Here is a 26,468-nt window from a genome sequence, read left to right as displayed (position 1 = left end):
CTGCCGCAGTGCAGGATGTAGTGGTGACGAACGGTGACGTGAACGCCCATGGGGTACCGCTCAGCCGAGAGGCCGCGTTAGCTGCCCTTGGTGAGGCTGCTCAGTGGTGGGGCTGCGATGTGCCGGACGATCCCGGGACCAGTGAACTTGCCGCGCTCGTCGACGAGCTGATCGAGCGCCTGCGCACCGACCGGAGAGACGAGCGGCTACGCAATGCCGCGGTGGACCTGGCGGCGGTCGCCGAAGCGTTGGGGGCCGCGTCCCGGCTCGGCGGCCTGCTGCCCGTCATCTCGCTGTGGCACCTGCGCACCGCCGTGGCGAAGGAAGAGCAGGCCCGCCGCCATCTCGCACAGGCAGCCACCCCCCGCGAGGCCGGGGCACAGCTGCCCGCGGCGGTGTCCTGAGCACCGACGGCACGGTGCATTCCGTCGGTGCTCAGGCCAGCCGGCACCCTGGGTCAGTCCTCACCCCCGGGGTCGGCAGGCAGAGCCTGCCGGTGATCGTCACTCCAGGACGTCCTGCTCCACCGGTCAGCTCCACGAGTCACCCCTACGTCCCTGGGGGCGTGATCGCCGACAGGGCCATCTTCAACGGGATCACCAAGTCGGGAAACCATCGAACGGGCTTCGTCCGGCCCGGTCGGACCCGAGCGGGGGCTACTGTTCCGCGGCGCGGACGACGCGAAGAGCCGCGCGTGCATAGTCGGCCGGGACGGCATCGGGCCGGTGGATCTCGGCCATGGCGGCCAGCAGCGCCAGATACTGCGGATCGGCATCGGCCGCGTCCTCGACCAACTCGAAGGCAGCGGAGCGCAGTCGGATGAGGCTCGCGTGGGTCTTCTTTCCTGCCGGCCCCCCGAGGTCGTGCTCCACCAGGAGGTCGGCGCGGGTCTCCCCGACCGCGAGGACGCGCAGCCGCCGGTCGCGGGACCTCATGTCGGGGGCGAGGTCTCGGTAGAGCTGGCCCTCGGTGACGGTGGTAGCCATGAGTCTTCTCCCTGGTTTCGGGGCTGCTGCCCCTCGGGCAGCACCATAGGGTCGTGGGCGTGCATGGAAACTTGCGGGGCCCCCTGCGTCCGCTCCCGTGCCCGGGCCGAACAGCGCTGGACGACGGCCGACTTGGCCGCCCGCAGTCGCAGTGCCGGTGCTCCGGCTGGCCCTCGCGGTGCTCAGCGACGGACGGGGCGCCGAGTGCGGGGCGGCGTGGAGGCGGAGACAGGCCGAGTGGCCGTGGTGCGGGCGGTCCGGGTCACTGCCCGGCCGGTACGGGCCACAGCGGCGTACCTCTTCGAAGCCCTGATCTGCGAGACGCCGTCGCGCTCGTCGGCGGCCTGGACTACGGGGAGACGGCCGGGCTTCCGGAGGGTGTAGAGCCCGCGCACGTAGGCGCGGGTCCGGGCCTCCCAGGCGCGGCCCAGGATGTGGCCGATCCAGGCGGCGGCGACCATGGGGCTGACGGTGTCGGCGATGAGCTGGGTCTTGTTGCGGATGCCTTCGCCGCGGCCGACATGGGTCCAGGGGAAGTCGGCGCGGAAGCCGACGGCGCGGCCCAGGTCGGCGTGGGTGTGGGTGAGCCCGTCGGCTTCGCGCTTCCATCCGTATGCGGTGCCGGTCACCGTTGTGCCCGGCTCGTCGGCGGTGAACCTCCCGCCGCCCTTGGGTCGGCCGGTCAGGGGGTTGATGCCGCGTACGCCGCGGGTGTTGACCTTGTGCCCCTTCTCCCAGCCCATGCACGCGGCCCAGGTAGTGATCGGGACCGGCTTGCTGGGCCGGTAGCTGGTGAACGGTCGGGTGTAGCGCATGCACACCATGAAGGTGCGGTTCTTCTTCGAGGCGGCCCCGTAGTCGGCGGCCTCGACCAGGCTGAATTTGGCGTACTCCCAGCCGGCTCCGTAGAACTCGGAGGCGATCGCCTCGACCACATATTCGGCGGCCTTCGACTTCAGGAGGTTCGAGGACTGCTCCATGGCCACCCAGCGGATGTTGTTGTACTTGGCCTGCAGTGCCAGCGGCCAGATCACGGCTTCGGCCATGAGGCCGGTGCGCGCGTCCTTCAGCGCCGCCAGCGGGGCGCGGACCTCGTCCCAGGTGGCTCCGGTGGGCGGGGCGTAACCCTCCATGCCGTCCCCGGCGTCGTCGACCATGATGAACCCGGCCGCGGCCCCGGCTTGGCTGATCACTTCCTCGACCAGCCACAGGGCCTCCTCCGCGAGCCCGGCCAGCTTCCCGCCGGGCGACAGCGTCTGGCACGGAGGGGAGAGGATCACCGCGACCACGTAGCGCAGCGCCGGGTTCGCCGGGTCCAGGTCCGTGACCGAGGCGCAGATCCGCCGGAACCCGGCGGCCTGCGCCGTGGCGCACGCGGCTTCGGAAAGGTCCACCCCGACCATGTCGACGGGCTCGCCGAGCACGTGGACGATGCCCTCGCACCAACCGCCGGGCCCGGCGAAGAGGTTGACGACCCGGATCGGCGCGCCCGGCTTCGGCGCGTAGAGCCATTCCACCGGCCACGGCCCGGCGAGCTCCGCGCGCTCCTGGTCGCTCAGCGACGCGATGTAGGCATCGCGTTCCGTGTCGTCGAGGAGGTCGACGTCGTCCACCGGCAGGCCGAGAACCCTGCGCACCTTCGCCACCGTCACCCGGGCTGCCTGGAGGACCCAGTACGCCATGTGCGCCCTGGCCCAGATGTCGGTGCTGTCCTCCTCCAGCCCGCCTCGGTACTCCCAGCCCTCGTCCTCCACCGACTCGGGCAGCCGCCACCGGCGCGCCTGGTCGATGGCCTCGTACGCGGCGGTGATCTCGTCGGAGTGCGCGTCGGCCAGGGCCAAGAGAGCGGCGCGCCTCGCGGCGGCGCGCTCCTGCAGCCGCTCCGCCTCCGCGAGGGGGCACGGCGGGGCCACCGCCGCGCCGCCCTCGTTGTCCATAGCCGCGGGGCCGCCGGGGTCGCTGATCGTGTCAGGCACCCGTCGGGCGCCGGGGGAGGGGACGTTCATCGTGTGCCTCTGTGCTTTCGGCCGGCCGGGGGCCGGGCGGCGGGAACGGCCCCGCTTCCGGGGCGGCCGGACCACGGCCCGACAGTCAAGTCAATATGCAAAATCGCAGAGTTAAGCAGCTTCGTTCGGATGGGTGTGGCCCGGGGCTTCGTCCCGCAGCATCCGCTCCACCTGCTGCTCCCCGAAGGCTCCGAACAGGGCGGCGATCTGGGCTTCCAGGCCGCGGTTGTTGATCGCGCTCGCCTGCTCGTCGGCGTCGTCGTGCACGGCGTCGAAGGCGTCGAGGTCGCCCAGCACAGGATGGGCGCCGTTGTTGTAGGCGCTCGACGCGCCGCGGTGCACCATCTCGTACACGAGCTCGTCGACGTCCGTCTCCGTCAGCCCCAGTTCGTGGGCAAGGCGGACCAGCTCGGCGGCGCCCTGCACTTCCTGGTCGGGGCGCGGTGGTGTGCCGGGCTCGGAGCGGTCGGCGGGCTGGCGCGAGGTGGTCATGCGGGCCTCCATGGGCGAGGTGTTCCGCCGGCATCGGCGAAGCGGTGAACTGAACGGGCTGGGCTGTGCTCGACGGCGTGACCGAGGCCGCCGTGACCGGGTCGGCCGGTCGGGCGCGGCCTCGGCCGCGCGGGTGCTGCTACAGCCGGGACAGCTGGGCGTAGTTGTGCTCCCTGTCGGTCCAGGCGAGCGCCTGGACCCGGTGGGCGACCGACCGGCCGACCCAGGAACCGGCCGGACCGGGATGGGACCGCTCGCCGGTGAGCCAGGCGTCCAGATCCCCGGCCAGGTCCCAGAGCCCGCCGGACGAATCCTCGGCGAACCACTGCGAGTTCCCGCCGCAGCCGAAGCCGTCGCGGTACTCCCAAACGCACACCAGGCGCAGCCCGGTGGCCGCGCCCAGGACGGCGAAGGCGGTGTTCACCTGCTCCTCGGTGTACCCGTCGCGGAACCGGCCCGTCAGCCGGCCGTCGGCGATGACCGGGGCGAGTGCCTCGTCGGCGTAGCGGGCCGGTGCCGGGCGGCCGTCCGACGCCGCCGGACCGGCGGACGGCTGCGGCGGCCTGGCCGGATCTGCCGACACGCCCAGAACGGCGAGCCGCTCTCGCAGCGTGGCGAGCTGTTCGGTGAGCTGCTGGGTGAGCCGTTGGCCGTCGGCGGAGACAGGGAGACCGGTGGCCATGGCCTCCTCGTAGGACGAGGCGAGAGTGTTGCTCAGGTCGGCGGCGGCACGGTGGGCCTGCCACACGTTGGGATCGGACATCAGGACAGCCTTCGTCGAGTCGTTGGGACAGGGCGGTGATGCGCCCCCCGGCGCGGTGCCGGGGCCGCCGGCGTACGAGACGGCGCTCTCAGGCGTCGTCGTCGGGGTCCTCGGGGATGGTGAGGTCGAACCCGAGGGAGCGGAGGCGCCACTTGATGGCCTCCACGATGTCGCCGCCCTCAAGGTCGGGGTCGGTCATCGCGGCCAGGACGGCGGCCATGCCCGCCGTCACGTCGGGCCCCGGTGCCGTGCTGCCGGCCGACCGGCCGAACTCCCCGGCCAGGACGGCCATAACCGTGCCGAGCATCTCGACACGCTCTTCGGTGTGCCGGTCGGCGGCCTCGTCGGGATCGTCGTAGTCATTGCCGAGCAGCGCCCCGTCGGGCCCCTTGAACGGGGCGAGTTCGGCCTGGTGGCGGGCGAGCATGGAGGCGTGGGATGTGATCAGACTGTGCACCACGCCGCGGGACGAGCCCTCGGCCGAGCCCGGCGTCTGCGCCAGGTTGAGGCCGCGCAGCATCGCCGCGCACTGCAGCCAGCCGGCCAGGTCCTGGACCCGGTCGATGACGGGCCGGTCCCACTGGTCGAAGGGCAGGGCGGACGCGGCGGTGAGTTCACCGAGCGCCGCGGCGACGGTGGCCGAGTCGGCGTCGCCGGGGAAACTGGTCAGGGCTGCGCTGGTCATGAGGTTCCTCAAGGTGGGCGGGCACGCCGGTGCGGCGCGGGGATGATGGCGGGCGGTCCGGTCAGTTGGCGGGGGCGCCGGGGAAGCGGCGGTAGGGGTCCAGGACGACCTCCCCGCGCTCCAGGAACGCGCGGAAGTCATGGCTGCTGGTGGCCAGGCCGCCGAGCCCCTGGCCGCGCAAAGCGTCGGTGCCCACCGCGTAGTGGGGGCGGACGACGATCTCTCCGACGATCAACTGGTGGACACGCCGACTGCCGTACCGCAGAGGGTGGGCGTCCCCGGTGCCGGCGATGCGGCTGGAGCCGACGAAGGTGACCAGCCCGGGACCGGAGTCCTGGATGTACATCCAGGACGGGACGTGGCGGGCGTGGGGGTCGAGCATGAGGCCGGTCAGGGCGGCGTCGGAGGGGCGGTGCGAGCTCATCGGGCAGTTCCTCGGGATCGGGGCCGTGCCGGCGCCGCGCGGGCGGCGCCGGCACGGGCGGGGCTACTGGTCGGCGCCGGTCACGTGCAGCCCCGAGACGCTGGGCAGCCGGGACAGGATCGTGTAGAACTCCGCCGGCCGGTATTCGGCCTTGCGCTCCTTCTTGCCGAGCCGGAGCACCAGGTACACCTCCACGTCGTCGATGTCGTGGTCCCGGGTGGCGATGTATCCGCTGTCCAGGCACGAGAACGTCACCGACTGGACGATCGTCATCAGTTCGCCGAGGGCGACTCGGTCACCCTTGCGGGGCAGCGGCAGGCTGCCGGTCTCCCAGGTGAAGGCCGCCTCGTAGTCGACCTCGTCGTCGCTGACGCCCAGGTCGAAGCTGACCTCTGCGCGCATGGCTGTTCTCCGTCTCCGTCGTTGTTGTGGCCGCGGCGCTGCGCCGCAAAGCCGGTGGTCGTGCTCCTGGCGGGACTCGAACCCGCGCCGGGTAGACGAGCTTGGAAAACGCGCTTCCCTGCCGGGGGTTCGGGGGTGTCAGCCCCTCGTTGAGGTTCCCCAACCCTGGGGCTTTTGGCTGGCCAGGGCCCGGTCCCGGTGCATCCGCAACCGTCTCGTCATGACGCCGTTCCGTTTTACGGCCGCTCTTCCGCTGAGCTACAGGAGCGGGATCGGGCCGTGCGCCCTCCCCGTGACACATACATTACACAGACTCGCAGCGTTAAGCAATTGAGTTGGGTTGGTTGATCCTCGCGGTCGTCAACGGGGCTCGGCGGCCTCTGCGCCGGGCTCCGCCGGGTCGGCTTGCCGCTGATCGCTCCGGGCGGCCGGAGCGGCCTTGTACGGATGCCAGGAAGCCGCCGCCCGGTGGGGGAGGTGGGCGGCGACGATGCTCGGCCAGTCCGTCTGGTCGTGCTCCCTCGGGGTGGTCGGGTGCGAGATCCAGTTGGTCGCCCCGGTCGCGTCGCTCAGCAGCGCCTCGACCAGGCACTCCCGGCACAGGCCGATCTCGGGCGTCCAGTCCCGGAACGTGGCGGGCGTCTGGGGGTGCAGCACCGCGTGGCGCTGGCTGGCTTCCAGGACCAGGCGCGGCCAGTCGACGGCGCGCGCCACCCGCTCCAGGATGGCCGTCATGGCGTCCTCGACCGCCCAGACGTCCTCAGCGGGCATGGTGACGTAGCTGCGGGTGCGCTCGTCCCGGCGCTGGTTCCCCAGCACGTCCTGCCGGAGGGTGTTGATCACGGCGAGTCGGTTGGGCATGGCTCTCTCCTGAGGTGGGTGCGGGTCGGGCGAGGGGTGTCGCCCTGCGGCCGGCCGGGCGGATGGGCCCGCCTGGCCTACGCCGGATGCGGCTCCGTCACGGGGCTTCACAGATGCCAGTGCGGTGACCGGGTGCGGGTGGGGTACAGCAGTGGCCGGTGCCTGTGCTCGGCGATCGCCCGCTCGGCGCGCCGGTGCGTGGGCTCTTCGAGGTCGCGGGGGTCGCCGAAGGCGTCGCCGCAGGACACCGTCACGTTGCTGCCCAGCCGCCACAGCCGCGAATTGACCGCGCAGCAGGCGGAGTTGATGGTGTCGATGTCGTTCAGCCACCAGTGGTAGTGGCCCGGGTCGAGGCCCTGGAAGCGCAGTGCCGCGGCGGCGGCCCGGACCATGGTGCCGCTGCCGGCGCACGGTTCGAGGAGGACGGCGCCGGGCGCAGGGAGATCGGTCAGCAGGATCTCGCCGGCGGGGTCGGCGGCGATCGAGGGGGTGAAGAACTCGCCGGTGGCCTGCTTCTGGCCGTGGCCGCGCAGCCGCTGGACCAGGAGGCCGAGCAGGTCTTCCGACTCGCAGCGGGCGAGGTCGCTGCAGTACTCCAGCAGTCCGGCCCGCACGAGGATGCGCGCGTAGTCGGCCAGGCCGCGGATGTCGCTCTCGCTCGGATCGGCGAGCCATGCGTGTAGCGGCCCGGCGGCGTCGGCGAGGACCGGGTCGGACGCCCACAGGCTGTTCCAGCTGGCCCGCAGGGCGTCGGCCAGTTCCCCGTCGTCCAAGGGGATCAGCAGCGGGCCGTAGTCCGGCCCGTCCGCCTGGCTCGGGGAGCACAGGGCCAGCCCGGCCAGCGTGCCGACCGCGATGGCCACCTCGCCCGTACCGCCACGGTTCTCCAGCCACCACCCGTGGGCGGCCTCGACGATGGACCGGCCGTGCTCGCGGCCGTCCTCGGGGACCATGAAGCGCCGAAAACCGGCGGGAGGGATGCCGTACAGGGTCATGTCGTACTCCAGGGGAAAGGGATCAGAGGGCAGGCCGAGGGCGGGGCGATGGGGCCGCCCCGCCAAGACCATGCGCGAATTCGCAACCTTAAGAAACTCGGTGGGCGTCCGGAGCCGCCCAGGGTTGGCCGGCCCAGAGCGCCTGGATCTCGGCCTGGACAGCCATCAGGTCCGCGTCGATCTCCTCCAGCGGCCGAGGCGGCTTGTAGACGTAGAAGTGGCGGGTGAAGGGGATCTCGTAGCCGACCTTCGTCCTGGCGTGGTCGATCCAGGCGTCGGGCACGAACGGCAGCACCTCCCGCTTCAGGTACTCCTCCGGGTCCTGCCCGAGCGGGACGGTCTCGAAGTCCCTCAGAGCCGGGTCCGGCAGCGGCCCGTCCGGCGAGCCCTGTACCTCGCCGCCGGCATCGGCCACACCCCACGCCTCCCGCAGCGCCCGGACGAACGCGGCACCCGACGGACACGCCAGGCCGGCCGCGGCCACCGCGGCGGTGAGCGCGTCGAGGGCATCCACCGCCGTCGCCCACACCGATCCGGCCAGCGGGCGCAGCGCCTCGGCGAACGCGACCGCGTCAGTCGTCCGCTGGACCGGCTTCGCCGCCGCCAGCTGCGAGATCGACGTCTCGCTGGCCTCGAAGCGCAGCCGCAGCGGACGCTCGACCGTGATCCGCCGGTAGCCGAAGTCCTCGTTGCGGAAGACCTTCACCTTGCCGTCTACCGAGCCACCGGCACCGCCGGGCGCGTGAGCCGGTGGGACCGGCGGCGCCCCGGCGTACAGGCGGGTCAGCTCGGCGACGTGCTCCTCACCGAGCTCCTTGCGCTTGTCGCCCAGCGCCCTGCGCATCTTGCGCCAGTGGTCCCGGGCGTCCAGCAGGACGACCCCACCCTTCCGGTCCGCGGCCTTACGGTTGGTCAGCACCCACACGTAGGTGGAGATGCCGGTGTTGTAGAAGAGCTGGTCGGGCAGCGCGACGATGCCCTCCAGCAGGTCGCTCTCCAGAATCCACTGCCGGATGCGGGACTCCCCGGACCCGGCCTGGCCCGAGAACAGCGGCGAGCCGCTGAAGAGGATCGCGATCCGGCTGCCACCGCTCCCCGATGCGTCGACCGGTTTCATCTTCGCGATCATGTGCTGGAGGAAGAGCAGCGCGCCGTCGTTGACCCGGGGCAGCCCAGCGCCGAACCGGCCGCGCTCGCCCAGCTCCCGGTGCTCACGCTCGACGGCGCCCTGGGCCTTGCGCCAGTCGACGCCGAACGGCGGGTTGGCCAGCAAGTAATCGAACGTCGCGCCCGCATGCCCGTCCTGCGTCAGGGAGTTGCCCAGCACGATGGCCTCCGGGGCCTGGCCCCTGACCATCATGTCGGAACGGCAGATCGCCCAGGACTCGGGGTTCAACTCCTGCCCGAACACCTCCACGGGGCAGCCGGGGTCAAGACGCAGCAGCTGTTCCTGCGCGGCGCTGAGCATGCCGCCGCTGCCGCACGCAGGGTCCAGGACCGTCCGGGGCACCCCCGGCGTGCCCGGTGCCTGCCCGTCGGCCGGAGCGAGGAGGTTCACCATCAGCCGGACGACCTCCGGCGGTGTGAAGTGCTCCCCAGCCGTCTCGTGGGACTGCTCGGCCCACCGCCGGATCAACTCCTCAAAGAGGTAACCCATCTGGTGGTTCGACACGACCCCACGCGGCCCCCCGCCCTCGCCCGGCGCCGCGCGCCCGGCGGCCTCCTCTGCCGGCCGGAGGTCCAGCTCGGCGAAACGCCCCACGACATGGTGCAGCAGCCCGGCCGCGGCCAGCCGTTCCACCTGCGGTCCGAAGCCATACTGCTCCAGCACCTCTCGCGCCCCGGGCGAGAACGCGCCGCAGTACGCGAGCAGCTGCTCGGCGCAGTCCGAGCCCGCGCCCGCGATGGTGCGCAGCGCGAGCGGGCTGGTGTTGTAGAACCCGGCCCGCGTGATCGCCCTCAACCCGCCGTCCGGCGTGCCCTCGGCGACCGCGGCCAGGACGGCGTCCTTGGTCGGCTCCAGGACACACTCCAGGCGGCGCAGCACCAGCAAGGGCAGGATCACCCGGCCGTACTCCGACTGCTTGAAGTCGCCGCGCAGGAGCTCGCTCACCGCCCAGACCCGCGACGACAACTCGACGTGCTTGCTGCTGTTCAACGGACACCTCTCCAACAGGGACGACACGGCCGGGCAGGGCCCGGCGCGGCCAGCAGGAACGAAGGGAACATCGGGACAGGCCCGGCGGGGGCGGGGCACGCCCCGCACCCGCCGGACCGGCGCAACCTCACGCGCATGACCGCCCGCACTTCTCGGGATCGTGGTAGCCGTCCGCGTACTCGTTGACCTGGTCGCGTACCGCCTGCGGCACCTCGGGCCCCAGCGTCGTCACCGATTCCCACCACTCGTGGTGGGCCCCGCTGCGCCCGGGGTCGATGGTGTGCACGATGGCCTGGGCGGGGGCGCCGTCCATGTAGACGTGGACCTCGGTGCCGTCGTCGGGGGCGCGGTCGACCACCACGTCGATCCGGCGGCCGACGGGCGGCCCAGCGGTCTGCGCCCGCGGCGGCGGCTGGGCTGCTGCCCGGCTCCAGGCTCCGAAGATCTCGTCGCGCCCGTGGGGACCCAGGGACTCGAGCAGCACCGCTTCGAGTGCGCCTAGGTCAACCGTCGCCCACCCCGCGGGCAGGCCCTTGTCCAGGTCGTCGGCGTGGCGGTGGAGGAAGCTCAGGACGGAGGACTTGGTCACCCTCGGGTCGTCGGCGGTCAGTTCCAGGCGGCGCTCCATCTCGGCGGCCGCGTCACGCAGTGCGGCGGCGTCCGTGACGGTGGGCCGGTGGAGGGGGCTTGCGGGCGTGGGGTCGTGCGTCATGGGAAGTCCGATCTCGGTGCGCGCCGGGGCAGTCCGGAGCGAGGAGGGGGAACGCCGGGGCGGGGCGGGCTGAGCTGTGCAGCGGTCAGGTGTCCAGTGCGGCTTCGTCCCGCCGCCAGCGGCGCGACTCGATACGACGGGCGATCCGCCGTTCGGCCGCCTTGGCCCGGCCCCGGGCGAAGGTGAAGTAGAAACAGGTGCATCCTTGGCGGGCCCGGACGCACCCGCCCCGGTGCCCCGGGCGGGTGGCGGGGAGCAGCATGCGCATGGGGGGCTCCGTGCGGGGTTGTAACGATGGTGCAAGACGGCGGGACGCCGGACCGGCTCATGACCAGCCCGGGCATGGCCGACTACCCGCGAGCCGCCTCGGCCCGGGCGTCCTCGGCGGTGTAGCCGCAGTCGCATCCCGCGCGGCAGTACGAGCCGGCCGGGGCGAGGCAGCCCTCACAGGGTTCGTCGAAGTCCTGGGGCAGGAACGGTCGGCGCTTCGTGGAATCGTGGGCAGGCTGAGGCATGGACATGGCGGCTCCGAGGTTCGGGCTGACCCGGGAACCCGGGTCAGCGCGGGGGCGGTGGAGACTCCGAGGGCCGGTCACCTCTCGATCGGCCCCGAGATCGTGATGGTGGTCGAGGCGTCGGTGGCCCCGTCGAGGGTCGTACTGGCCCAGCGCAGTGCGCTGACCTCGGTGATCGGACCGAGTTCGCCTCCGTAGGGGTCTTCCCCGGTGATCAGGAGCTTGACGTCGACGTCTCCCGTGCTCTCCAGCAGCGCGGTGAGCCGGGCGATGAGGTCGCGGACCGTCAGCGGGTGCTCGGAGTGCGCCTGCGGGGTGTCCTCGTCGTCGTTGCGCCCTTCGAGCAGGACCGTGACGGGGCCGGAGCCGCAGTGACCGCGATCCGCCTTCACGCCGACGACGGGACCCTCGGCACCCTCCCACTCGCTGGAGAGGAGCGAGCCGACTTCGACGTTCCCAACGCGCTGCTGCTGCTCCTCAAGTCGCTTGAGAAGTTCCGAAATTCGCATCGCTGTGCCCTTCGTGACGAGGAGACCGACGGTGTAGTGACCGGCGCGCTGAGCGGCTGATAGTGCAACCATATGTGAAGTCACAGAGTTAAGCAACACTCTAGAGGGGGAGCTGCGCCCCCGCCGAGAGGGTGCACGCCGCGTCGCCGGGGAACCGGCCCTCCCGGTCCGGCCAGACCGCCTGCCAGACGGGCGGGTTGCGGCGGTAGACAGTGCGGACCAGGATGAACGGCAGTGCGCTGTCCGCCTGCCTCAGCCGCAGCGAGTAGCCGCCCCCGGCGGCTCCCTTGACCTCCATGGCCGGAGCCGGGGGAGCCTGCTGCTCAAGCAGTCGCTCCACCAGGGAGTGGAGCACGGAGCAGGACGTCTCGTAGTCGAGGCCGCTGACCGCCAGCTCGTAGCCCTGGCGGACGTGCAGGCCCACCGTGTAGGCGAGTGAGGGCTCGCCGGTCGAGGGGTCGGCCGGGATGAAGGGGATGGCGTACCCCTCCGAGTTGATACGGGCTGTCAACTGCTGCAAGTGGGCGGCCATCTGCTTACGGGTGTCCGCGGGGGTCGAGGGCACGGTCCATCCAATCGGGAGGGTCGGGCGTCGGGGCCTTGCGCCGGGCCGGCGAGGTGGGTTCGGATCCGGGCCGTCCCGCCTGCAAGGGCTGTGGAGGTCGACCGGGTGTCGAGACGTTATTGCAATTCATAGACTTAAGCAAATGTTCGCGATATGGCCCATCCTCCTGGCTCCATGCCCGGAAGGATGTTGGAGGTGAAGATCACTCGGCAAGTACTGCCGAAGATCCCGCAGGGAGCACGACATGCATGTCCGCAACGTCATCGGCGACGGCGTCACCCTTCAACGCCCCGTCATCCAGGCGGTCTGGAAGGCCACCGGACACCGGGAAACCGCCCACCCAGGCCAGACCGACCTGGAATGATGAATCACCACATCGCACCAGATCGGCAAGGGGACGAATGGGCCTGCACATTTCACGGATCGAGATACGCAACTTCCGCAACTTCCGGCACCTGGTCATCGACGGCTTCCCCGCCCACTCGGTGATCGTCGGCGAGAACGGCGTCGGCAAGTCGAATCTGCTGGAAGCGATCCGCCTGGTCCTCGACCCGTCCGTCTCCGACGCGCGGCGCATGCTGCGCGAGGAAGACATCTGGGAAGGGCACCCCGCAGGTCTCGCCGGCGGAGCAGAAGTGACCATCGTGGTCGAGCTGCGCGGCTTCGACGACGACGCTGACGCCAAGAGCATCCTGTCCAGCGCCACGGTCGACTACGACCCCTACGTAGCGCGGCTGACCTACCGCTTCGCCCCGCGCACGGAAGTATCAACCGCCGACGGCTCCCAGGTGCAGCCCACCGGCCGGCCGCTGACCGCGAAGGACTACGACGTTGTCGTCTTCGCCGGCGACCGTGAGACCAACGACGTGCGGGCCATCCGCCGTGAGGTGTCTCTGCGCGTCCTGCCGGCCCTGCGTGACGCCGAAGGAGACCTTCACAACTGGCGGCGCAGCCCTATGCGGGACCTCCTCGAACGGCTTCCCCTGGACCCGGCGAATCTGGAAGCCACCGCCTCGGCGATCGCCACCGCCGTCGACCAGCTCACCAAGGACGACAACGTCGCCAAGCTGGAGGGCCACCTGACAGACCGGCTGGGAGAGATGTTCGGGCCGCGCCTGGCCGTCCAGCCCACCCTCGGCTTCGCCTCCTCCAAGCCGGACGAACTGATCCGTGCCGTACGCCTATTCTTCGACACGGCCCGCCGCAGGAGCATCTCCGACACCAGCCTGGGCAGCGCCAACGTCATCTACCTCGGCCTGCTCCTCGAAGCCCTCAGCCAGCAGCGACTCGACGAAGAGTTCATCGCCACCCTGGTCGCCGTGGAAGAGCCCGAGGCCCATCTCCACGTCACCCTCCAGCGACACCTTTTCGGGTATCTGCTGCGCACCGGGCCGTCGCTCATCCTCACCACTCACAGCCCGCACATCGCCGCCGTCGCCCCGGTCCGCTCCTTCATCGTGCTGCGCGCCACGGAGAACGGCACGACCGGCGCCACCACGGCCGCCCTCCCCGTCAGCGAGGAGGAAGCCGAGGATTTGGAGCGCTACCTCGACGTCAGCCGTGCCGAGGTCCTCTTCGCCTCCGCCGTGGTGCTGGTCGAAGGACTGGCCGAGCTGTACATCCTCCCCGCCCTGGCTGAAGCCGCCGGGTTCGACCTCGACGCCTACGGCACCGTGGTGGCCAGCGCCCACGGCACGGACTTCAAGCCCTACCGGGCGCTCCTGGGCCCGAAGGGCCTTGACACCCCCCATGTGGTCGTCACCGACGGAGACGCCGCCCGCGACAAGCGCGGTGTACGGGAAGCCGGCCTCAGGCGGGGCGCGAAACTCCACCCGGAGGCATCCCGCAGCAAGGCACTCCTGGAGCAGATCGCCCTCCTTCCGGAAACCGGTGCAGCCGACTACCGAGCGACCCGCGATCCCCTCGCGGCAGAGCTCCAGGGCCACGGCATCTTCATCGGCGCCCAGACCCTGGAGACCGACCTGTGCTCCCTGTTCGGTGAGGAGATCATCCAGGCCTTCGAGGAGTTGAACAGCAACACCACCGCGCGAGACGACGTGAGCCGCGGGGTCGCCAACGAACGGAACACGACTGTCGACCCCGAGCTGCGGAAGAAGATGCTCAAGCGGATCGGCGTCCTCGGCAAGGGCCGCTTCGCACAACGCCTCGCCGCACACATCGCACGGGTCGACCTGCAAGGACGGATTCGAGCCGCAACCCAGACCCCCTGGAACGTTGCACTCGACGAGCAGGCCCTGGGCCGCCTGGGCACGGCTTCCTACATCTTCCTGGCGATGGAACGCATCAGCCTTGCGGCCCGTGGAACGTCACTGTTCCCCGGCCCCATGACGCCGCACGTCAACGGGCAGGGCAGTGATGCAGGTCAGTGACACCCTGCTCGCGGAGCTCGACAGTCTGCACCCCAGGCAGCGGGCCGCCGTTCTCCACGACGGCAACGTCGTTCTGCGGGCCGGACCCGGAAGCGGGAAGACGCGCACCCTCGTCGCCCGGATCGCCTACGTCCTCCAGACGCAGATCTCGCCCTTCCGCGGCGTGGCCTGCATCACCTACACCAACCCGGCAGCCGAGGAGATCCGCCGCCGCGTCCACCGCAGCGGCGTGCGCGCCGAGGGGCGGATCACCTGCTCCACCGTGCACGCCTTCTGCCTGAACGAGATCCTGCGCGCCTTCGGACACCTGACCGGACAGCCGGCGCCCGAGGTGGGACAGGTCCTCAGCAAGGCGGCCATCGAGGCGCTCCTGCAGCGCTGCTTCGACCAGGTCGGCATCGGCGAGGTCCTCGCCCAGCACCGCGTGCCCCAGAGCACCAAGATCCGCCGGGCCCTGGCCTGCAACGAGGCCCTCGACAGCTTCGACCCACGGGAAGTCCAGGCCGCACGCCTCTACGACGAACAACTCGTCCTCCGAGGCGAGATCGACTTCGAGGCCATGGTCATCCGGGCCGTGCACCTCGTCAGGGAGCACGCACATGTCCGCGACCTCCTGCGTGCCCGCTTCCCCCACCTCGTCGTCGACGAGTACCAAGACCTCGGTGGAGTCCTTCACGAGCTCGTCCTCGCCCTGCGCGACCTGGCCGGCATCACCGTCTTCGCCGTCGGGGACACCGACCAGTCCGTCTACGGCTTCACCGGCGCCGACGCCAAGTACCTGACCGAACTGGCAGACCGAGAGGACTTCCGCGACCTCGAACTCGAGGTCAACTACCGCAGCGGCCAGGACATCATCACCGCAGCCGAAGCCGCCCTCGGACTCACCCGAGGCCGCCTCGCCCGCGAAGGCGCACCCCCCGGCGACGTCAACCTCGAACAGGTCGAGGGAGGCCTCCAAGACCACGCCCGAGTGACCTGCGACCTCGTCGAACAGGCACAGAGCAACGGCATCAGCCCCGAGCGGATCGCCATCCTCTACCCCGCTCGCGGCCGCCTGCTCGACGACGTACGCAGCGAACTCACCCGACGCGAGCTGGACTTCCGGCACGAGGGCGACGACAAGCTCCCCGCCGGCAGTCTCTCCCGCTTCATCCAGCGCTGCGCGGCCCGCGCCGTCACCAACTACCAGATCCACGCCGCATCCGACGCCGACCGCGCCGACATGCTGCGCCGTGCCCAAGCACCGTCCCTTGCCTCCCTCGCACGCGCCCTCACCACACTGCGCACCGAGGCCCAGCTCGCCCCGCCTCCCTCACGGCTCCTCCTGCCCAGGGCTCTGCAACAGTGCCTCGACCCCGCGGAGCTCTACCCCGCCGACGCCCCGGCCCACGCCTGGCTGGAGCAGCTGCGCGCCGGCCTGGCTCTCGACGAGGTAGCCGCAGGGCACCCTGATCAGGACAACACGAGCAGCCTCGACGTCCTGGCCGGTCTGTGCCGCTCCAAGGATCTTGTGCTGCAGGACCTCGCGCGCGGCGAGGAAGTCGTCGGGAAAGTCCTGCTCGCCACCTACCACGCGGCCAAGGGTCGAGAGTTCGACACGGTGATCCTGCCCGGCCTCCTGCAAGGCCTCATTCCGCGCGATGTCCCCAGCGGCGGGAACAGATGGCGGAAGCCCACGGCAGCGGAGCTCGAGGAGCAAAGGCGCACCTTCTACGTCGCCCTCACGCGTGCCGAATCGACCGTGACCATGATCGTCGGCCCCGGGTACGAGACCAAGAACGGATACTGGATGTCCCTTGGACCTTCAGCCTTCGTGATCGAGATGGCACGGCGCCTCTTCCCCAAGGAAGAGACCTGACCGGGCGGCGCACCCGGCCCCGGTCCGCCGCTCCGTCCCCGACTACGGTGATCGGCATGACACTGGGGGACATGCTTCAGCGCTACGCCGTACAGGCCATGGTGGCGACGGCGATCATCAGCGAGGCCGCCATGGCGCAGCTGCGCGGACCGGCTGCCGGTATCGCTGTCGGCGTCGCGGCGGCGGCCGGGGGGCTATGGGCGCTGCAGGGCCGCGCCCGGCAGAGGTCGGCCATCGCCATGGGACCGTCGGCCCAGGCATTGACCTGGCAGGTACACGCAGGCCGTAAACCCCTCCCCTCCGACAGCGACACCTTCCGCCACATCGCCGACAGGATGCGGCAGACCACCGAACATGTACGCCGCACCACAGCCGAGCGCGGACTGAAGAAGATCACCCTGGCCACCTCCAGCGAAACCTCCAGCTGGGCCGACGCCCGCTCCACCGGCCACGGCCGCCAGGGGCACGTGTGGCTCGGCATGCGGTGGCTTCACCCCCGACACACCCACCACCTCCCCGCGGTCCTGGAGCACGAGCTCGCCCACCTCCAGCGCCGCGACACAGGCAAGCGCATCGCCGCCGAGTCCGCCGCCGTCGCGACGGTCGCCCTGGCCGCCGGCCTGCTGCCCCTGCCAGCCTTCGCCCTGGCCACAGCAGCCGCTGGGATGCTCGCCGTCCTGTACTCCTGGTGGGGCGAACTGGCCTGCGATCTCGCGGCGGCCCGCGTCTGCGGCCGGACCGCAGTGGCCGACATGTGGCGCGACGACCTGGTCCGCGACCGGACCGGCCCTCTTCTGCCCAGGGCCTGGGCGGCCGTGCGCGGCATGCGCACACACCCTCCGCTCCGTCTGCGGGTCCTCTGCGTCGAGCGCGTTCCCCTACGTGACGAGTCCGGAAGAAGCGCTCACCCACTGCACACCCCGGTTGCCACCTAACCTGGCCAGCTTCAACAGCCTTCTGGCCAGACCCCGCCGAACCTCACGCTGTGCCCGACGGGAAGAGCGGGCGGGGATGTTCGCAGCGATCTGGCGACGGATCAGCGCTGTGACGGGCGAGGAGTTGCTGCCGCCGATGCCCGGCGGCTCGGCCACTGGTTGAGCAACACGACGACCCGTCAGGGCCGTTGCCGATACCTCTCGCCCGAAGGGGTTGTCGCTGCACGGCGTTCTCCCGCTTCCCGACCCCGCACGCTCGCCGTGCATAGGGGAGACCCCATCCGAGCGGAATTGCAGTGACTGCAATCAATTGCACTCACTGCAAAAGCTGGCATGATGGACGCCATGAGCGTCTTCAGCGACATCGCCGCGATCTGCCATCCGATGCCCGGCCCAGGAGAAGTGCCCGACGACATCTACAGCGACGTATGCGAGTCCATCCACGCCCGGCGGGAGGAGATGATCCAAAGCCTTGAGGCCGCCGCCGACGCGGACAGCGAGGAGAACGAGCCGCTGCTGTCCGCCATCGGCATCGCCCGCTACCGCAAGGAGCAGGCCGAGGCCGAGATCCGCCGACTGATCGCCTACGGACGGGAGTTCACCCGCCCCCGCCCCTACGTGCTCGCCGACCTCGCCGGCGCCGCCGGCATGTCCATCTCCGGGGCCCGCATCACCTACGGCAGCACCGAGGTCGCGGACGTGGAGCGGGCCCTGGGGCGCCCGCCCCGCGACCGGAGCGCGAACCGACCCGACGCCCCGGACGGCACGGGCAGCGCATCATGACGGCGCGCCGCTCCCACACCAAGAAGGCCGGAGCGCGGGCACCGGGTTCCGGCGCCGCCGCTCCCGCTCTTCGCGCTCGGCTCCACGCGCATGCCTCCCGCCCACTGACGCAGGTCGATGCGATCCGGCTCAAAGCCGGCCTGACGGGGTGGTTCGGCTCAGATCAGTGGCCCCGCTACCTGGCTGCGGACGGGATCGCCTACGGGGAGGCGGCATGGCCCCAGCAGTGGCCGTCCGCCTCACTCGCTGAACGGATGGCGCTCCTTGCCGCGGACGAACCGGACCCGCTGACGGTCTGGCAGAACGCAGACACCGTCTACGCGGACGCGCCCATGTGCGACATGGTCACAGCCGCCGCCCAGACCTTCCCCCGTCAGCACGTCCGGCGCGACGAGTTCCTGGCCCCCATCGGCGTCCTCCTCTTCGCCAAGCCTGTCCCGTCGGCCGCCTTCGAGTGGTCACGCCCCGACCAGCCGCCTGTCAGTGCCATCACCTGGGCCAGCTGTGACAACGGCATCAACGCCTTCACCTGGATCCGGCAGCAGCCCGGCGCCTACGAGATCAACGGCGTCACGGTGCAGCTCACCGCGCTCTACCCCCACCTCGCCTACATCGTGCCGTGGGACGCCCCCGCGGATGCGGGCACGCACGGCGTCTCCATGCTGCGAGCCCTCTCCGCGCTCGCCCGGCAGCCTCTGACCTGCGAGGACTCCCCGAAGATCCACCAGTCCGTACGCGCCGTCGCCCGCAGTGCCAAGATCCGCCAGGAGAGCTTCCGGCGCATCGCCCTGCGCCGTCCCGAGGCCGCCGCTCACGAGCTCTCCGCCGCACGCGCCGCCGCCGAAGGCCGCACGCTGGCCGGCCACTGGGTCCGCGGCCACTGGCGCGACCACTACTACGCCAGCGTCGACGAGCACCGGCCCATCTGGATCGAGGGCTTCCCCCGCGGAGACTTCACCCGCCCCGTGCCCGCCAGAGACCGGCTGCTGGTGGCCCGCGGCGACCGCGCGGCGTGATTGGTGATCGGCCCCGACGGCGAGTACGGGCGACAGATGAGGCCGCGGCCGCCCAAGGCGGTGTGCAGTCTGGGGCCGGAACACCCCAGGCCGGGGAACCGCCTGGGTGGGGAGCAGGGGCGCGACCACGGGATTCGCCCTTGCCGGGCGCGGTGCGCCATCACGGGCGCGGCGGTCCTGGCGGTACGGAGATCCGCGCCGGCGGGTCGCCGGATCGGGTCATGTGGCGAGCGGCAAGAGCACCCGGTGGCTGCGGGGCTGCGGGCGGCCCGGGTGGGTGGGAGATCGTCCTCGGGCGGCCGTGCCGTATGCCGGCCCGGAGGGCCGTCAGGCCAGGCTGGCGATGCTGTGACGGACCCCGGCCAGGAGTTCGGCCGCCGCGGCCCTCTGTACTGCGCATTCGGCTCCCGGCGAGTCTACCGAGCCAAGGGCAGGCCGCCGTCGGGGACCAGCGTCCCCCGGGCGGGGCGGGGAGCCGCCCCGCCCCACGCAGCGTGCTCCCACACAACCCACGCGGGCCGGACGGCTGCCCCGACGCGGCACCAACCGGCCGCCGTGCTCTCCCGGTCCGGCTCGTTCCCGCCGTCGGCTCCACCACGCCGGAGCCGGCCCGGCACGGCCCGGCGGGATCACCACCGGCGCGGCGGTGCGTACGGCTCCCACATCGGGGCTTCACGCCGGCCGCGCCGCTCACGGTCCCCGGTCATGGCGACGATCCGGTGCACCGGGACCTGGATGGGCCGGTGGCCGTGCTGCGGGGTGAAGGTGAGCACGCGCCGGTGGGCGTCCCAGCCGGTCAGCAGGCCGTACAGGCTCATCAGCGCCTTGTCGGTGCGCGGCCCGGCCTCGACGTCCAGGCGCACGACCATCCAGGAGTAGTGGTGCTCGGCCAGGTCCTGCATCTGTGCGGCGGCCGGGCCGGTCGCGGTGTCGTCCGGCACCCACGCCCACACGCCCTCGCCGAACGCGTTCCGCCACTGCCGCCGGGCATCGCGTTCGCGCTGCTGCGCCCAGTGGGTATCGGAGATGTCGGGGCGGGCGGCGCGCTGCTCGGCGCGCGCCGAGCGGACCGGCGCCGAGGCCTGAGGCCGTTTCCCGTCCGCGGCGACGTCCTCGGGCAGGTACGGATACACCATGCGCAGCATCACGCGCGCGGCCGACTCCGCCTCCTGCGCGGTCTCCGACACAGAGGCGCCGAGGACGTCGCCGGCGGTCAGCACCGTGGCCTGGCCCCAGCGCGGCCGGTCCTCGTGCGCGACGGCGTGCTCGACCGCGTACCTCGGCACTGCCAGCACCACGGCGTGCCGCTTCCGGGTCCGCCCGTACGCCTCCTCGCGGAGCCCGGCGGGCACCGCCGGGCCGACCTGCCGGAACTGCGCGAGGTAGGCGAGGTCGCCGCGGTGGGTCAGCGGCCAGTCGGCCACCATCAGCAACTGCTCGTCCTCCCCGCCCGCGCGCTGGGAGGAGAACTCCTCCTCCAGCCGCCCGCACCACCGCTCCACGAACGCGGCCCACAGCTGCCGGTACTCCTGCTGAGCCCACTCGGCCGGGCTGGAGCAGGAGCCGACCGGGGTGAGCGCGGGGGAGGGCAGCGCGGACACGTCGACCACCCGCTGCCGCCCCCACCGCTCGAACAGCGCCCGCCGGGCCAGATCCTGGGCCTGCACGGCGCATCGTCCCTGCTCGCGGGCGTGCGACCACGACAGGCGGACGCAGTCCCACACCCCGACCTCCGTCCATCGCCGGTCCCCGCCGACGGCCTGCTCCAGCACCCGGGCCTGCTCGTGCACGGCCGGCTCGCGGCCGACCGCGTCCAGCGCCGCGCCGACCGTCACGCTCGCCACGGCCGGCGGTGCTGCCTTCCGGTAGACGGCCAGCTGCTCCTCGGCCTGCTCCAGCACCTGCGACCAGCTGGCCATGGCCTTCCACGCCTGCGCGCCGAACTCGTCGCCCGAAAGCACCGGCCGCAGCAGCTCCCGCACCCGGGCGTCGTCCTTGCGCGGCGAGCGGTCCAGCGCGATGGCGTATCCGAGCCACGTCCGTGCCCGGGTGTCCTTGCGCAGCGAGCCGACGAACCGGTCCGCCGCCACCGTGAGGGAGCACGCCCGCCACAGGGCGACCACCGCGTCCGGCAGCCGTCCGGGCAGCTGCCCGGCGCAGCGGGCGCAGACCTGGTCCAGCACGTCCAGCAGCACCAGCTCGTTCGGTTCGCCCGTCGCCCGCGCGGCGTGCTGGCAGTGCTGCGACCACTTCTTCTTCTCGGTGGGGACGTGCCACTTCCCGCCCCCGCCCGAGCGCACCAGGCCCACCACAGCCTCGGTCACCGCCGGGAGCGCCATCCCCAGCCGCTCCAGGTCGGCGTGCGCGAGCACTTCGAGGTCACGCCGGGCCATCGGCTCCCCGCTCTTTCAGCTCGTTGTTGTCCTCGTCGCCGTGCCGGCGGCCGTGGAACATGAGAGAGGTGCCGCCTTCGGGCAGGTACCAGCCGTCCGCGGCCATGTACGGCGGGATGTAGGCCGGGTTGGTATCGGTGTTCAGGGGCGAGTCGGCGTCGGTGACATCGCGGACCACCCGGCGCTGGACCTCCCGGAAGTCGTAGCCGTCGGGGCCGTCGACCTCCCAGGTGATGTCCCGCAGCGCGGCCCGGCCGTCCTCGGGCGTGCCGGCGGTCTCGACCATGGGGTGGGCTTCGATCAGCCCGCCGTACAGGCACAGGACGATCAGGAGCTGGCAGACGCGGTCGGAGAACTCGCCGAAGCCGTACTCCTGCCCGCAGCCGCAGGACGGGTCGTGGGCGTGGACGGTGAACTCCACCTCGTACGGCTTGCCGGTCAGCGCGTAGGCGGGAAGAGGCTGGCCCGGGCCGCTGGGGCAGGGGTGGGTGGTGTCGAACAGGTTGATCCAGACCTTGACGGACGTGGCCGCGAAGCCGGTGTACTCCGCTTCCAGGGCCTTCTCCAGGCGCTGGTGGGCCGTGTACGCCTTCTCGTCCACGCTCTTCCAGCCCTCGCCGAGCCGGTGCCCGGCCAGGTGCAGGAACCGGTCGGTCAGCAAGGACAGCTCCTCGGCCGTCGGCAGCCTCCTGTCCGCCGTACCGGACGCACCCGCGAGCGCGTCCGGTACGGCGGCGGCGTTCTGGTGGCCGGCATCGCCGTCGTCGTGGCCGGCGCTGGCGCCGGCGTCGTCGTGGTGGGTCGGCCAGACCTGGGTGAGTTCCTCACCAGGTTCGGCGCGCCGGACGAGCGCGAGGTCGGACAGCGTCATCCCGAAGTACGAGTGGCCGTCCCACACGCTCAGCCAGGGCACGTCCACCGGGCCGGTGCTGCGCGGGTGGACGTCGGTGACCTCGACGCAGACCTGCACCGGCTCGGGAAACTGGGCGCCGGGCCCATACCACAGGGCCAGCACCCGGGGCCGGTCGGTGAGGAACTGCTGCGCCTGGCGCACCGCGTGCCGACCGTGGTCCGAGGGGATCCACCAGCCGCTCCGTGCCCAGGCGTGGTCGGCGTCGACCATCAGGGGGCCGCCCGCGTCGTAGAGCGTTTCGGCGGCCTGCCGGCGGGCCTCGGCCCGCAGCGCCGCGCACGGCTCGCCGGCCGGGGCGGTGCTGCCCAGGCCCTCGGCATCCGGCCCGGTGAACGGCCTGCCGTCCCAGGCCGGGACGCCGGGCGGGGTGAAGGGGAGTGTGCCCAGGATGACGGCGACCTGGTTCGCCCGGTCGACGCTGTGGCTGATCCGCGCGTCCGCGCCGGTGGCGGCCGGGCGATCGTCGTCGTCCTGCGCTCCGTAACGGCGCCGGGGGTCATCGGGTTCCTCGTCCAGGCTGTGCCCGAGCAGCATCGGCAGCAGCTGGTACCGGAGGAGCGCCGCGAGGCCGCTTTCGACGTTGGAGGCGTCCCCGGTGACCGCGAACGGCTTCATGGTCTGGCCGAGGCCGTCGCTGAGAGAGTGGACGAGGTGGTAGGGGGTGCGGTGGCGGTCCCGCTCGCAGGCCTGCGTGGTCAGGGCCACCGCGAAAGCGATCGCGGCCGGCCACAGCGCGTCCCTCCACCGCACGCCCACCTCGCGGCACAGGGCCTTCGCCTCGGTGCGGGCGGTGGGGTCGTGGCGGTCGACGGCGTCGACGAGCGCGGCCAGGTTCGCGCCGGCGCCCAGGTGCCGGAACATCGGGTGACGGTCGGCGGACGGCGGCAGCCAGATCCAGGAGCGGGTCAGCGGCTCACCCCAGCGTTCCATCACGAACGGCCAGCCGCCGCGCTCCCTCAGCGCGCGGTCGAGCCGGGCGCGCAGGTTCGCGCCGCAGGTCAGCGCGAGGACGGCCGCGACCGCATCCCATCCCGCCGGGGCGGACAGGTCCTCGTGCAGGAGCCGGTCAAGCTGGACGGCGAGGTAGGGCAGATCGGTGCGGTAGTGCTGGTCGCCGTCGAAGATGCACGCGGGGCACACCGGCTCGGCGCTGGGCGAGTTCCGCAGCAGGTGATGGGCGGGGTAGCGGTCGCCGCAGATCGGGCACGGCGTGGTGGAGTGCTCCTCCATGCCGCGCACCCTGGCGAGCCGGGTTCGGCCGAGCTCGGCGTCCAGGCGCCGCGCTGTGGCGCGGACCGGCTCGGTGGAGCAGTCGGCGAGGCCGTCCTCGAAGTCATCCACGGTGGCGTTCCCGGCCGGGCACATCGCCGTCAGGTAGAGCGGCTTGGCCAGATCGCTCTGCTCGGGGTCGTCCGGGTCGCGCTCGGCGCCGTCGTCCTCGTCGTCGGCGCGCCCCACCGACAGGCTCAGCCCGGCGACGGGCCCGGCGTACGCGGTCAGGCCGAAGCACTCCAAGTCGGTCTCATCGCCCGCACCCCAGCCCAGGCGGCGGAGCTCCTCGACCAGGGCCTTCAGGTAGTCCCTCGCGAGGAGCGGGCCCTGATCCGGTTCGGGTGCGCCCTGCTCGGCGAGGAGGCGCACGGCCTCGGCGCGGCCGGCCTCGTCCAGAAGCTCGGGCAGCAGCCCCTTCTCGGTGGCGTCGACGACGCGCTGCAGAGCGCGCTGGTAGCCCATCCGCGTCTGCGCGTTGAGGGCCTTGGCGATCTGCTGACGGTTGGTGGGGTGCGTGTTGTGCTTCGGTGACACGAGGGCTCCTGCGCGCTCCCGGTCCGTGCCGCCCCACCACGACAGGAGCCAGAGCGCATACAGGGGCGGTCACAAGATGTTGGAAGTGCCAAGCATCACCACTGCATCACCCTCCAGCGGCAGCTGGATTCACCACGGCCCGGAGGTGGGCCCGGGCAAGGCACGTCACGGTGAGGTGCGTTTCCCCTGATGGTACCGGGCAGCCGGCCGCCCAAGGATGCGGTACGCCAAGTCCGCCGCGGACGGCGACCGCCGACTCGCAAGCAGGCCCGGGGCACGGCCCTGACCGGGGTCCTCGACGCGTGACGCACCGCCCGCCGGGGACGCGTCAGCGGCGGGCTTCCGCGGCCGCCTTGAGCTTGGCCTCGGCTTCGGGCGGGAGTGGGAGGACTGGCGTGGCGCCCGGGTTGGTCGGCCCCTCGTCACGGACGCCGTCGGGCCCGGCGATGGCCGTCCAGCGGCTGATCTCACGGACCTGGTGGGCGGAGACCTCCCACAGGGAGTGCCCCGCCGCCATCGAGTCCGCACCACCCATGTCGAACCAGTTGATGCGCATGTACCCGCCGTACAGGGCCAGAGCCGTCGACATCCACGTCACCGAGACCGGGTCGACGTCGCAGGCCCACCCGTCGTGGTGCGGATGCGTCCGGTACTCGAAGTAGCCCAGGCCCTCGCGCCGGGCGAACGTGGGCAGCGGGCCGGACGCCAGCACACTGTCGGTGCCGTCGCTCGTCAGGTACATCTCGCGTGCCGCGCACCCGGGATCGTCACAGGGCACCTCGGTGTCGGACAGCCGCAGCCACAACGCGACCTGCGCGTCGTTCCCGTTCTCGGTGGGCAGCGACCACACCCGCTCGCGGCACTGCGACGCCTCGTGATCGCGCAGCCGCCACTGCTCGGGGAGCTCATGCGACAGCCCATGGAGGTAGTGGCCGACCAGCCGCCACGCCTCCTCGGCCGACGGGCTGATGGTGTGGGCGGTCTTGGCGTTCATGCCCGGATTCTACGGCCGCTGAGGGCACCTTCTGCGTGCGTAGGCCGAGAAAGAGCAGAGCCCTGCACCGTGAATTCGGCAAAGCAAGGTACAGCGCAAAGCCGGCTCTGCCAGCATGAAACGGTGACACGAACGAGGGCGCACCAACTGCTCGATGGCGTAGAGATCGGACTGCAGTTCGAGAAAGGGCGACCGGCGCAGTGGATGGCCGTCACCGACGTCGACGTCCATGAACTGGTCCGCGCACAACCCTGGCGGCGCCACCTCACCCACCGCGGCGAGCGACTCGACCTCGGGATCTATGCCGCGATCAGCACCGGCCAGAATCCGGTGGCCACGGACGGTATCTGGGAACGCATGGAACTGGCGGACTTCGACCCCACCGTGCGGTCCATGATCGGCCAGCCGTTCAAACTCCGCGCCGAACAAGGCCCCGGCAAGGCGGGCTACATTCCCGACCTGATGCTGATCAGCAGCGACGGCACGATCACCCTCGTTGACAGCTCTCCGACGGCAGGCGAGCTGTGCCCCTCGGAGCGGGTGCTGGACTGGGCCGAGGAAGTCATCAACGCCCGGGGCTGGACCTACGAGTGGTGGACGGGCCCCAAGGACGCACAGCACTACACCAACATCAAGGCCCTGGGGGGCTTCTGCCGGCCCATGCACCCGGTCCAGCAGGCTTTGATCGAACCCATCCTCGCCCTGTGCGCCGACGCGGAACTGCCCATCCACGCAGTCGAGAAGAGCCTCACCAACGAGAAGATGCCGCAGCCCATGGTGCGGGCCGTGATCCAGCATTTGCTGTGGTGGGGCGACCTGACCACCGACCTTCACCGCCCGATCACCACCGGCACCCGCCTGCGTACCGACGCGGCGGCCCGCCGGCCTGCACCGGACCAGTGGGACGTCGGGACCCGTCTGGTCCTCGGACACGACCGGGGCACCATCGTCCGCTGCGAGGGCGACGAGCTTGTCGTCGATCTGGACCCCTCCGGGTTCGGGCAAGGCGAACGCAGCTTCAGCCGCCAGGATCTCGCCGGGAAGGCCACCGCTCTTCCCACCGCCTACCAGCGCCCGCTTCTTCCGGCCCAGCCGTTCACGGTGCCCCGCTGACCGGTGCCCTGGTCGGGCGCTCGCCCAGCCGGAAGCCCACGGGACGTCGGTACCGGGAGTGTCGGCCGGGTCGGCCTCGATGTGGCCGGCGCATGGATGTCGTCGGCGCCGTCGGTGCCCCGGCCGGTGCCCCCGCGGGCGCAGTCGTCGGGGTGGGGCTCGGCGGGGGCTACCGCGGTGCGACAAATCTAGGT

At 71.6% G+C, this 26,468-nt stretch carries 25 protein-coding genes; 7 read left to right on the top strand and 18 right to left on the bottom strand.

Going from position 1 to position 26,468, the window contains the following annotated elements:
- Nucleotides 1-8 precede the first annotated feature (8 nt).
- Nucleotides 9-404 (top strand): hypothetical protein, encoded by a 396-nt coding sequence (locus tag IF30_RS0100260; protein ID WP_158834587.1) that lies wholly within the window; start codon nucleotides 9-11, stop codon nucleotides 402-404.
- A gap of 252 nt (nucleotides 405-656) precedes the next feature.
- On the opposite strand, the gene IF30_RS0100255 is transcribed toward IF30_RS0100260, so the two are convergent.
- The 15 genes from IF30_RS0100255 to IF30_RS0100180 form a co-directional block, all read right to left on the bottom strand.
- Nucleotides 657-986: a DUF6354 family protein gene (locus IF30_RS0100255; RefSeq protein WP_030230185.1), complete on the bottom strand. Its 330-nt coding sequence runs from the start codon at nucleotides 984-986 to the stop codon at nucleotides 657-659.
- A 182-nt stretch (nucleotides 987-1,168) separates the two neighbouring features.
- On the bottom strand, nucleotides 1,169-2,992 hold the full coding sequence (locus IF30_RS40775; RefSeq protein WP_158834584.1) for a hypothetical protein: 1,824 nt from the start codon (nucleotides 2,990-2,992) through the stop codon (nucleotides 1,169-1,171).
- Between the two features lie 111 nt (nucleotides 2,993-3,103).
- Nucleotides 3,104-3,484: a hypothetical protein gene (locus IF30_RS0100245; protein WP_158834581.1), complete on the bottom strand. Its 381-nt coding sequence runs from the start codon at nucleotides 3,482-3,484 to the stop codon at nucleotides 3,104-3,106.
- 139 nt (nucleotides 3,485-3,623) lie between these two features.
- Nucleotides 3,624-4,247 (bottom strand): hypothetical protein, encoded by a 624-nt coding sequence (locus IF30_RS43060; protein ID WP_051708939.1) that lies wholly within the window; start codon nucleotides 4,245-4,247, stop codon nucleotides 3,624-3,626.
- 88 nt (nucleotides 4,248-4,335) lie between these two features.
- Nucleotides 4,336-4,932 carry a hypothetical protein gene (locus IF30_RS0100235; RefSeq protein ID WP_030230175.1) on the bottom strand — a complete coding sequence of 199 codons (597 nt, stop codon included), beginning with the start codon at nucleotides 4,930-4,932 and terminating at the stop codon, nucleotides 4,336-4,338.
- 61 nt (nucleotides 4,933-4,993) lie between these two features.
- Complete coding sequence (locus tag IF30_RS0100230) at nucleotides 4,994-5,356, bottom strand: hypothetical protein (protein ID WP_030230172.1); 363 nt, start codon at nucleotides 5,354-5,356, stop codon at nucleotides 4,994-4,996.
- Between the two features lie 63 nt (nucleotides 5,357-5,419).
- A complete protein-coding gene (locus IF30_RS0100225) occupies nucleotides 5,420-5,758 on the bottom strand; it encodes a hypothetical protein (protein ID WP_030230168.1) in 339 nt (112 codons plus the stop codon).
- Nucleotides 5,759-6,118: 360 nt separating this feature from the next.
- Nucleotides 6,119-6,619 carry a hypothetical protein gene (locus IF30_RS0100220; RefSeq protein WP_030230166.1) on the bottom strand — a complete coding sequence of 167 codons (501 nt, stop codon included), beginning with the start codon at nucleotides 6,617-6,619 and terminating at the stop codon, nucleotides 6,119-6,121.
- A 107-nt stretch (nucleotides 6,620-6,726) separates the two neighbouring features.
- On the bottom strand, nucleotides 6,727-7,614 hold the full coding sequence (locus IF30_RS0100215; protein WP_030230163.1) for a hypothetical protein: 888 nt from the start codon (nucleotides 7,612-7,614) through the stop codon (nucleotides 6,727-6,729).
- Between the two features lie 88 nt (nucleotides 7,615-7,702).
- A complete protein-coding gene (locus IF30_RS0100210; protein WP_051708938.1) occupies nucleotides 7,703-9,772 on the bottom strand; it encodes a type I restriction-modification system subunit M in 2,070 nt (689 codons plus the stop codon).
- 127 nt (nucleotides 9,773-9,899) lie between these two features.
- The gene (locus IF30_RS0100205) at nucleotides 9,900-10,484 is read right to left on the bottom strand and encodes a hypothetical protein (protein WP_030230158.1); all 585 of its coding nucleotides are present in this window, start codon (nucleotides 10,482-10,484) and stop codon (nucleotides 9,900-9,902) included.
- A gap of 85 nt (nucleotides 10,485-10,569) precedes the next feature.
- Nucleotides 10,570-10,752: a hypothetical protein gene (locus IF30_RS0100200; RefSeq protein ID WP_030230155.1), complete on the bottom strand. Its 183-nt coding sequence runs from the start codon at nucleotides 10,750-10,752 to the stop codon at nucleotides 10,570-10,572.
- Between the two features lie 82 nt (nucleotides 10,753-10,834).
- Nucleotides 10,835-11,005: a hypothetical protein gene (locus IF30_RS47410; RefSeq protein ID WP_158834578.1), complete on the bottom strand. Its 171-nt coding sequence runs from the start codon at nucleotides 11,003-11,005 to the stop codon at nucleotides 10,835-10,837.
- A 71-nt stretch (nucleotides 11,006-11,076) separates the two neighbouring features.
- Nucleotides 11,077-11,508, bottom strand: a complete 432-nt coding sequence (locus IF30_RS0100190) for a hypothetical protein (RefSeq protein WP_158834575.1) — start codon at nucleotides 11,506-11,508, stop codon at nucleotides 11,077-11,079.
- 100 nt (nucleotides 11,509-11,608) lie between these two features.
- The gene (locus IF30_RS0100180) at nucleotides 11,609-12,073 is read right to left on the bottom strand and encodes a DUF4262 domain-containing protein (RefSeq protein WP_030230146.1); all 465 of its coding nucleotides are present in this window, start codon (nucleotides 12,071-12,073) and stop codon (nucleotides 11,609-11,611) included.
- Nucleotides 12,074-12,474: 401 nt separating this feature from the next.
- Here IF30_RS0100180 and IF30_RS0100170 point away from each other — a divergent pair, with 401 nt between their 5' ends.
- The 5 genes from IF30_RS0100170 (at nucleotide 12,475) to IF30_RS0100150 (ending at nucleotide 19,055) form a co-directional block, all read left to right on the top strand.
- Complete coding sequence (locus IF30_RS0100170; protein WP_051708937.1) at nucleotides 12,475-14,463, top strand: ATP-dependent nuclease; 1,989 nt, start codon at nucleotides 12,475-12,477, stop codon at nucleotides 14,461-14,463.
- Nucleotides 14,450-16,321: an ATP-dependent helicase gene (locus IF30_RS0100165; RefSeq protein WP_030230140.1), complete on the top strand. Its 1,872-nt coding sequence runs from the start codon at nucleotides 14,450-14,452 to the stop codon at nucleotides 16,319-16,321. The genes IF30_RS0100170 and IF30_RS0100165 overlap by 14 nt, the downstream gene beginning before the upstream one ends.
- Before the next feature lie 56 nt (nucleotides 16,322-16,377).
- Nucleotides 16,378-17,256 (top strand): M48 family metalloprotease, encoded by an 879-nt coding sequence (locus IF30_RS43055; RefSeq protein ID WP_051708936.1) that lies wholly within the window; start codon nucleotides 16,378-16,380, stop codon nucleotides 17,254-17,256.
- A 345-nt stretch (nucleotides 17,257-17,601) separates the two neighbouring features.
- The gene (locus IF30_RS0100155; protein WP_051708935.1) at nucleotides 17,602-18,039 is read left to right on the top strand and encodes a hypothetical protein; all 438 of its coding nucleotides are present in this window, start codon (nucleotides 17,602-17,604) and stop codon (nucleotides 18,037-18,039) included.
- Between the two features lie 254 nt (nucleotides 18,040-18,293).
- Nucleotides 18,294-19,055, top strand: a complete 762-nt coding sequence (locus IF30_RS0100150; protein WP_030230131.1) for a hypothetical protein — start codon at nucleotides 18,294-18,296, stop codon at nucleotides 19,053-19,055.
- Nucleotides 19,056-19,684: 629 nt separating this feature from the next.
- Here IF30_RS0100150 and IF30_RS0100145 read toward each other — a convergent pair.
- From IF30_RS0100145 to IF30_RS0100135, 3 genes are all read right to left on the bottom strand, one after another.
- Nucleotides 19,685-21,448: a hypothetical protein gene (locus tag IF30_RS0100145; RefSeq protein WP_030230127.1), complete on the bottom strand. Its 1,764-nt coding sequence runs from the start codon at nucleotides 21,446-21,448 to the stop codon at nucleotides 19,685-19,687.
- Nucleotides 21,435-24,167, bottom strand: coding sequence for a hypothetical protein (locus IF30_RS48500; RefSeq protein ID WP_030230124.1), 2,733 nt, complete (start codon nucleotides 24,165-24,167; stop codon nucleotides 21,435-21,437). The genes IF30_RS0100145 and IF30_RS48500 overlap by 14 nt, the downstream gene beginning before the upstream one ends.
- A gap of 328 nt (nucleotides 24,168-24,495) precedes the next feature.
- Nucleotides 24,496-25,161, bottom strand: coding sequence for a hypothetical protein (locus IF30_RS0100135; RefSeq protein WP_030230121.1), 666 nt, complete (start codon nucleotides 25,159-25,161; stop codon nucleotides 24,496-24,498).
- Between the two features lie 69 nt (nucleotides 25,162-25,230).
- Between IF30_RS0100135 and IF30_RS0100130 the strand changes: the two genes are divergently transcribed.
- Nucleotides 25,231-26,274 (top strand): TnsA-like heteromeric transposase endonuclease subunit, encoded by a 1,044-nt coding sequence (locus IF30_RS0100130; RefSeq protein WP_234322524.1) that lies wholly within the window; start codon nucleotides 25,231-25,233, stop codon nucleotides 26,272-26,274.
- Nucleotides 26,275-26,468 lie beyond the last annotated feature (194 nt).

This window comes from Streptomyces sp. NRRL S-350 (assembly GCF_000719705.1).
Lineage (GTDB): Bacteria > Actinomycetota > Actinomycetes > Streptomycetales > Streptomycetaceae > Kitasatospora.
Note: the sequence above shows the minus strand (reverse complement) of the source record. Positions and strands in the feature narration are given on the sequence as shown.

What these genes read in the sequence shown, in the direction of transcription:
- IF30_RS47410 (WP_158834578.1), bottom strand. Translation starts at nt 11,005, where the DNA reads ATGTCCATGCCTCAGCCTGCCCACGATTCCACGAAGCGCCGACCGTTC.
- IF30_RS0100225 (WP_030230168.1), bottom strand. Translation starts at nt 5,758, where the DNA reads ATGCGCGCAGAGGTCAGCTTCGACCTGGGCGTCAGCGACGACGAGGTC.
- IF30_RS0100145 (WP_030230127.1), bottom strand. Translation starts at nt 21,448, where the DNA reads ATGGCCCGGCGTGACCTCGAAGTGCTCGCGCACGCCGACCTGGAGCGG.
- IF30_RS0100165 (WP_030230140.1), top strand. Translation starts at nt 14,450, where the DNA reads ATGCAGGTCAGTGACACCCTGCTCGCGGAGCTCGACAGTCTGCACCCC.
- IF30_RS0100200 (WP_030230155.1), bottom strand. Translation starts at nt 10,752, where the DNA reads ATGCGCATGCTGCTCCCCGCCACCCGCCCGGGGCACCGGGGCGGGTGC.
- IF30_RS43055 (WP_051708936.1), top strand. Translation starts at nt 16,378, where the DNA reads ATGACACTGGGGGACATGCTTCAGCGCTACGCCGTACAGGCCATGGTG.
- IF30_RS0100235 (WP_030230175.1), bottom strand. Translation starts at nt 4,932, where the DNA reads ATGACCAGCGCAGCCCTGACCAGTTTCCCCGGCGACGCCGACTCGGCC.
- IF30_RS0100215 (WP_030230163.1), bottom strand. Translation starts at nt 7,614, where the DNA reads ATGACCCTGTACGGCATCCCTCCCGCCGGTTTTCGGCGCTTCATGGTC.
- IF30_RS0100220 (WP_030230166.1), bottom strand. Translation starts at nt 6,619, where the DNA reads ATGCCCAACCGACTCGCCGTGATCAACACCCTCCGGCAGGACGTGCTG.
- IF30_RS0100255 (WP_030230185.1), bottom strand. Translation starts at nt 986, where the DNA reads ATGGCTACCACCGTCACCGAGGGCCAGCTCTACCGAGACCTCGCCCCC.
- IF30_RS0100190 (WP_158834575.1), bottom strand. Translation starts at nt 11,508, where the DNA reads ATGCGAATTTCGGAACTTCTCAAGCGACTTGAGGAGCAGCAGCAGCGC.
- IF30_RS0100155 (WP_051708935.1), top strand. Translation starts at nt 17,602, where the DNA reads ATGAGCGTCTTCAGCGACATCGCCGCGATCTGCCATCCGATGCCCGGC.
- IF30_RS0100230 (WP_030230172.1), bottom strand. Translation starts at nt 5,356, where the DNA reads ATGAGCTCGCACCGCCCCTCCGACGCCGCCCTGACCGGCCTCATGCTC.
- IF30_RS40775 (WP_158834584.1), bottom strand. Translation starts at nt 2,992, where the DNA reads ATGAACGTCCCCTCCCCCGGCGCCCGACGGGTGCCTGACACGATCAGC.
- IF30_RS0100170 (WP_051708937.1), top strand. Translation starts at nt 12,475, where the DNA reads ATGGGCCTGCACATTTCACGGATCGAGATACGCAACTTCCGCAACTTC.
- IF30_RS0100245 (WP_158834581.1), bottom strand. Translation starts at nt 3,484, where the DNA reads ATGACCACCTCGCGCCAGCCCGCCGACCGCTCCGAGCCCGGCACACCA.
- IF30_RS0100205 (WP_030230158.1), bottom strand. Translation starts at nt 10,484, where the DNA reads ATGACGCACGACCCCACGCCCGCAAGCCCCCTCCACCGGCCCACCGTC.
- IF30_RS0100150 (WP_030230131.1), top strand. Translation starts at nt 18,294, where the DNA reads ATGGCGCTCCTTGCCGCGGACGAACCGGACCCGCTGACGGTCTGGCAG.
- IF30_RS0100135 (WP_030230121.1), bottom strand. Translation starts at nt 25,161, where the DNA reads ATGAACGCCAAGACCGCCCACACCATCAGCCCGTCGGCCGAGGAGGCG.
- IF30_RS43060 (WP_051708939.1), bottom strand. Translation starts at nt 4,247, where the DNA reads ATGTCCGATCCCAACGTGTGGCAGGCCCACCGTGCCGCCGCCGACCTG.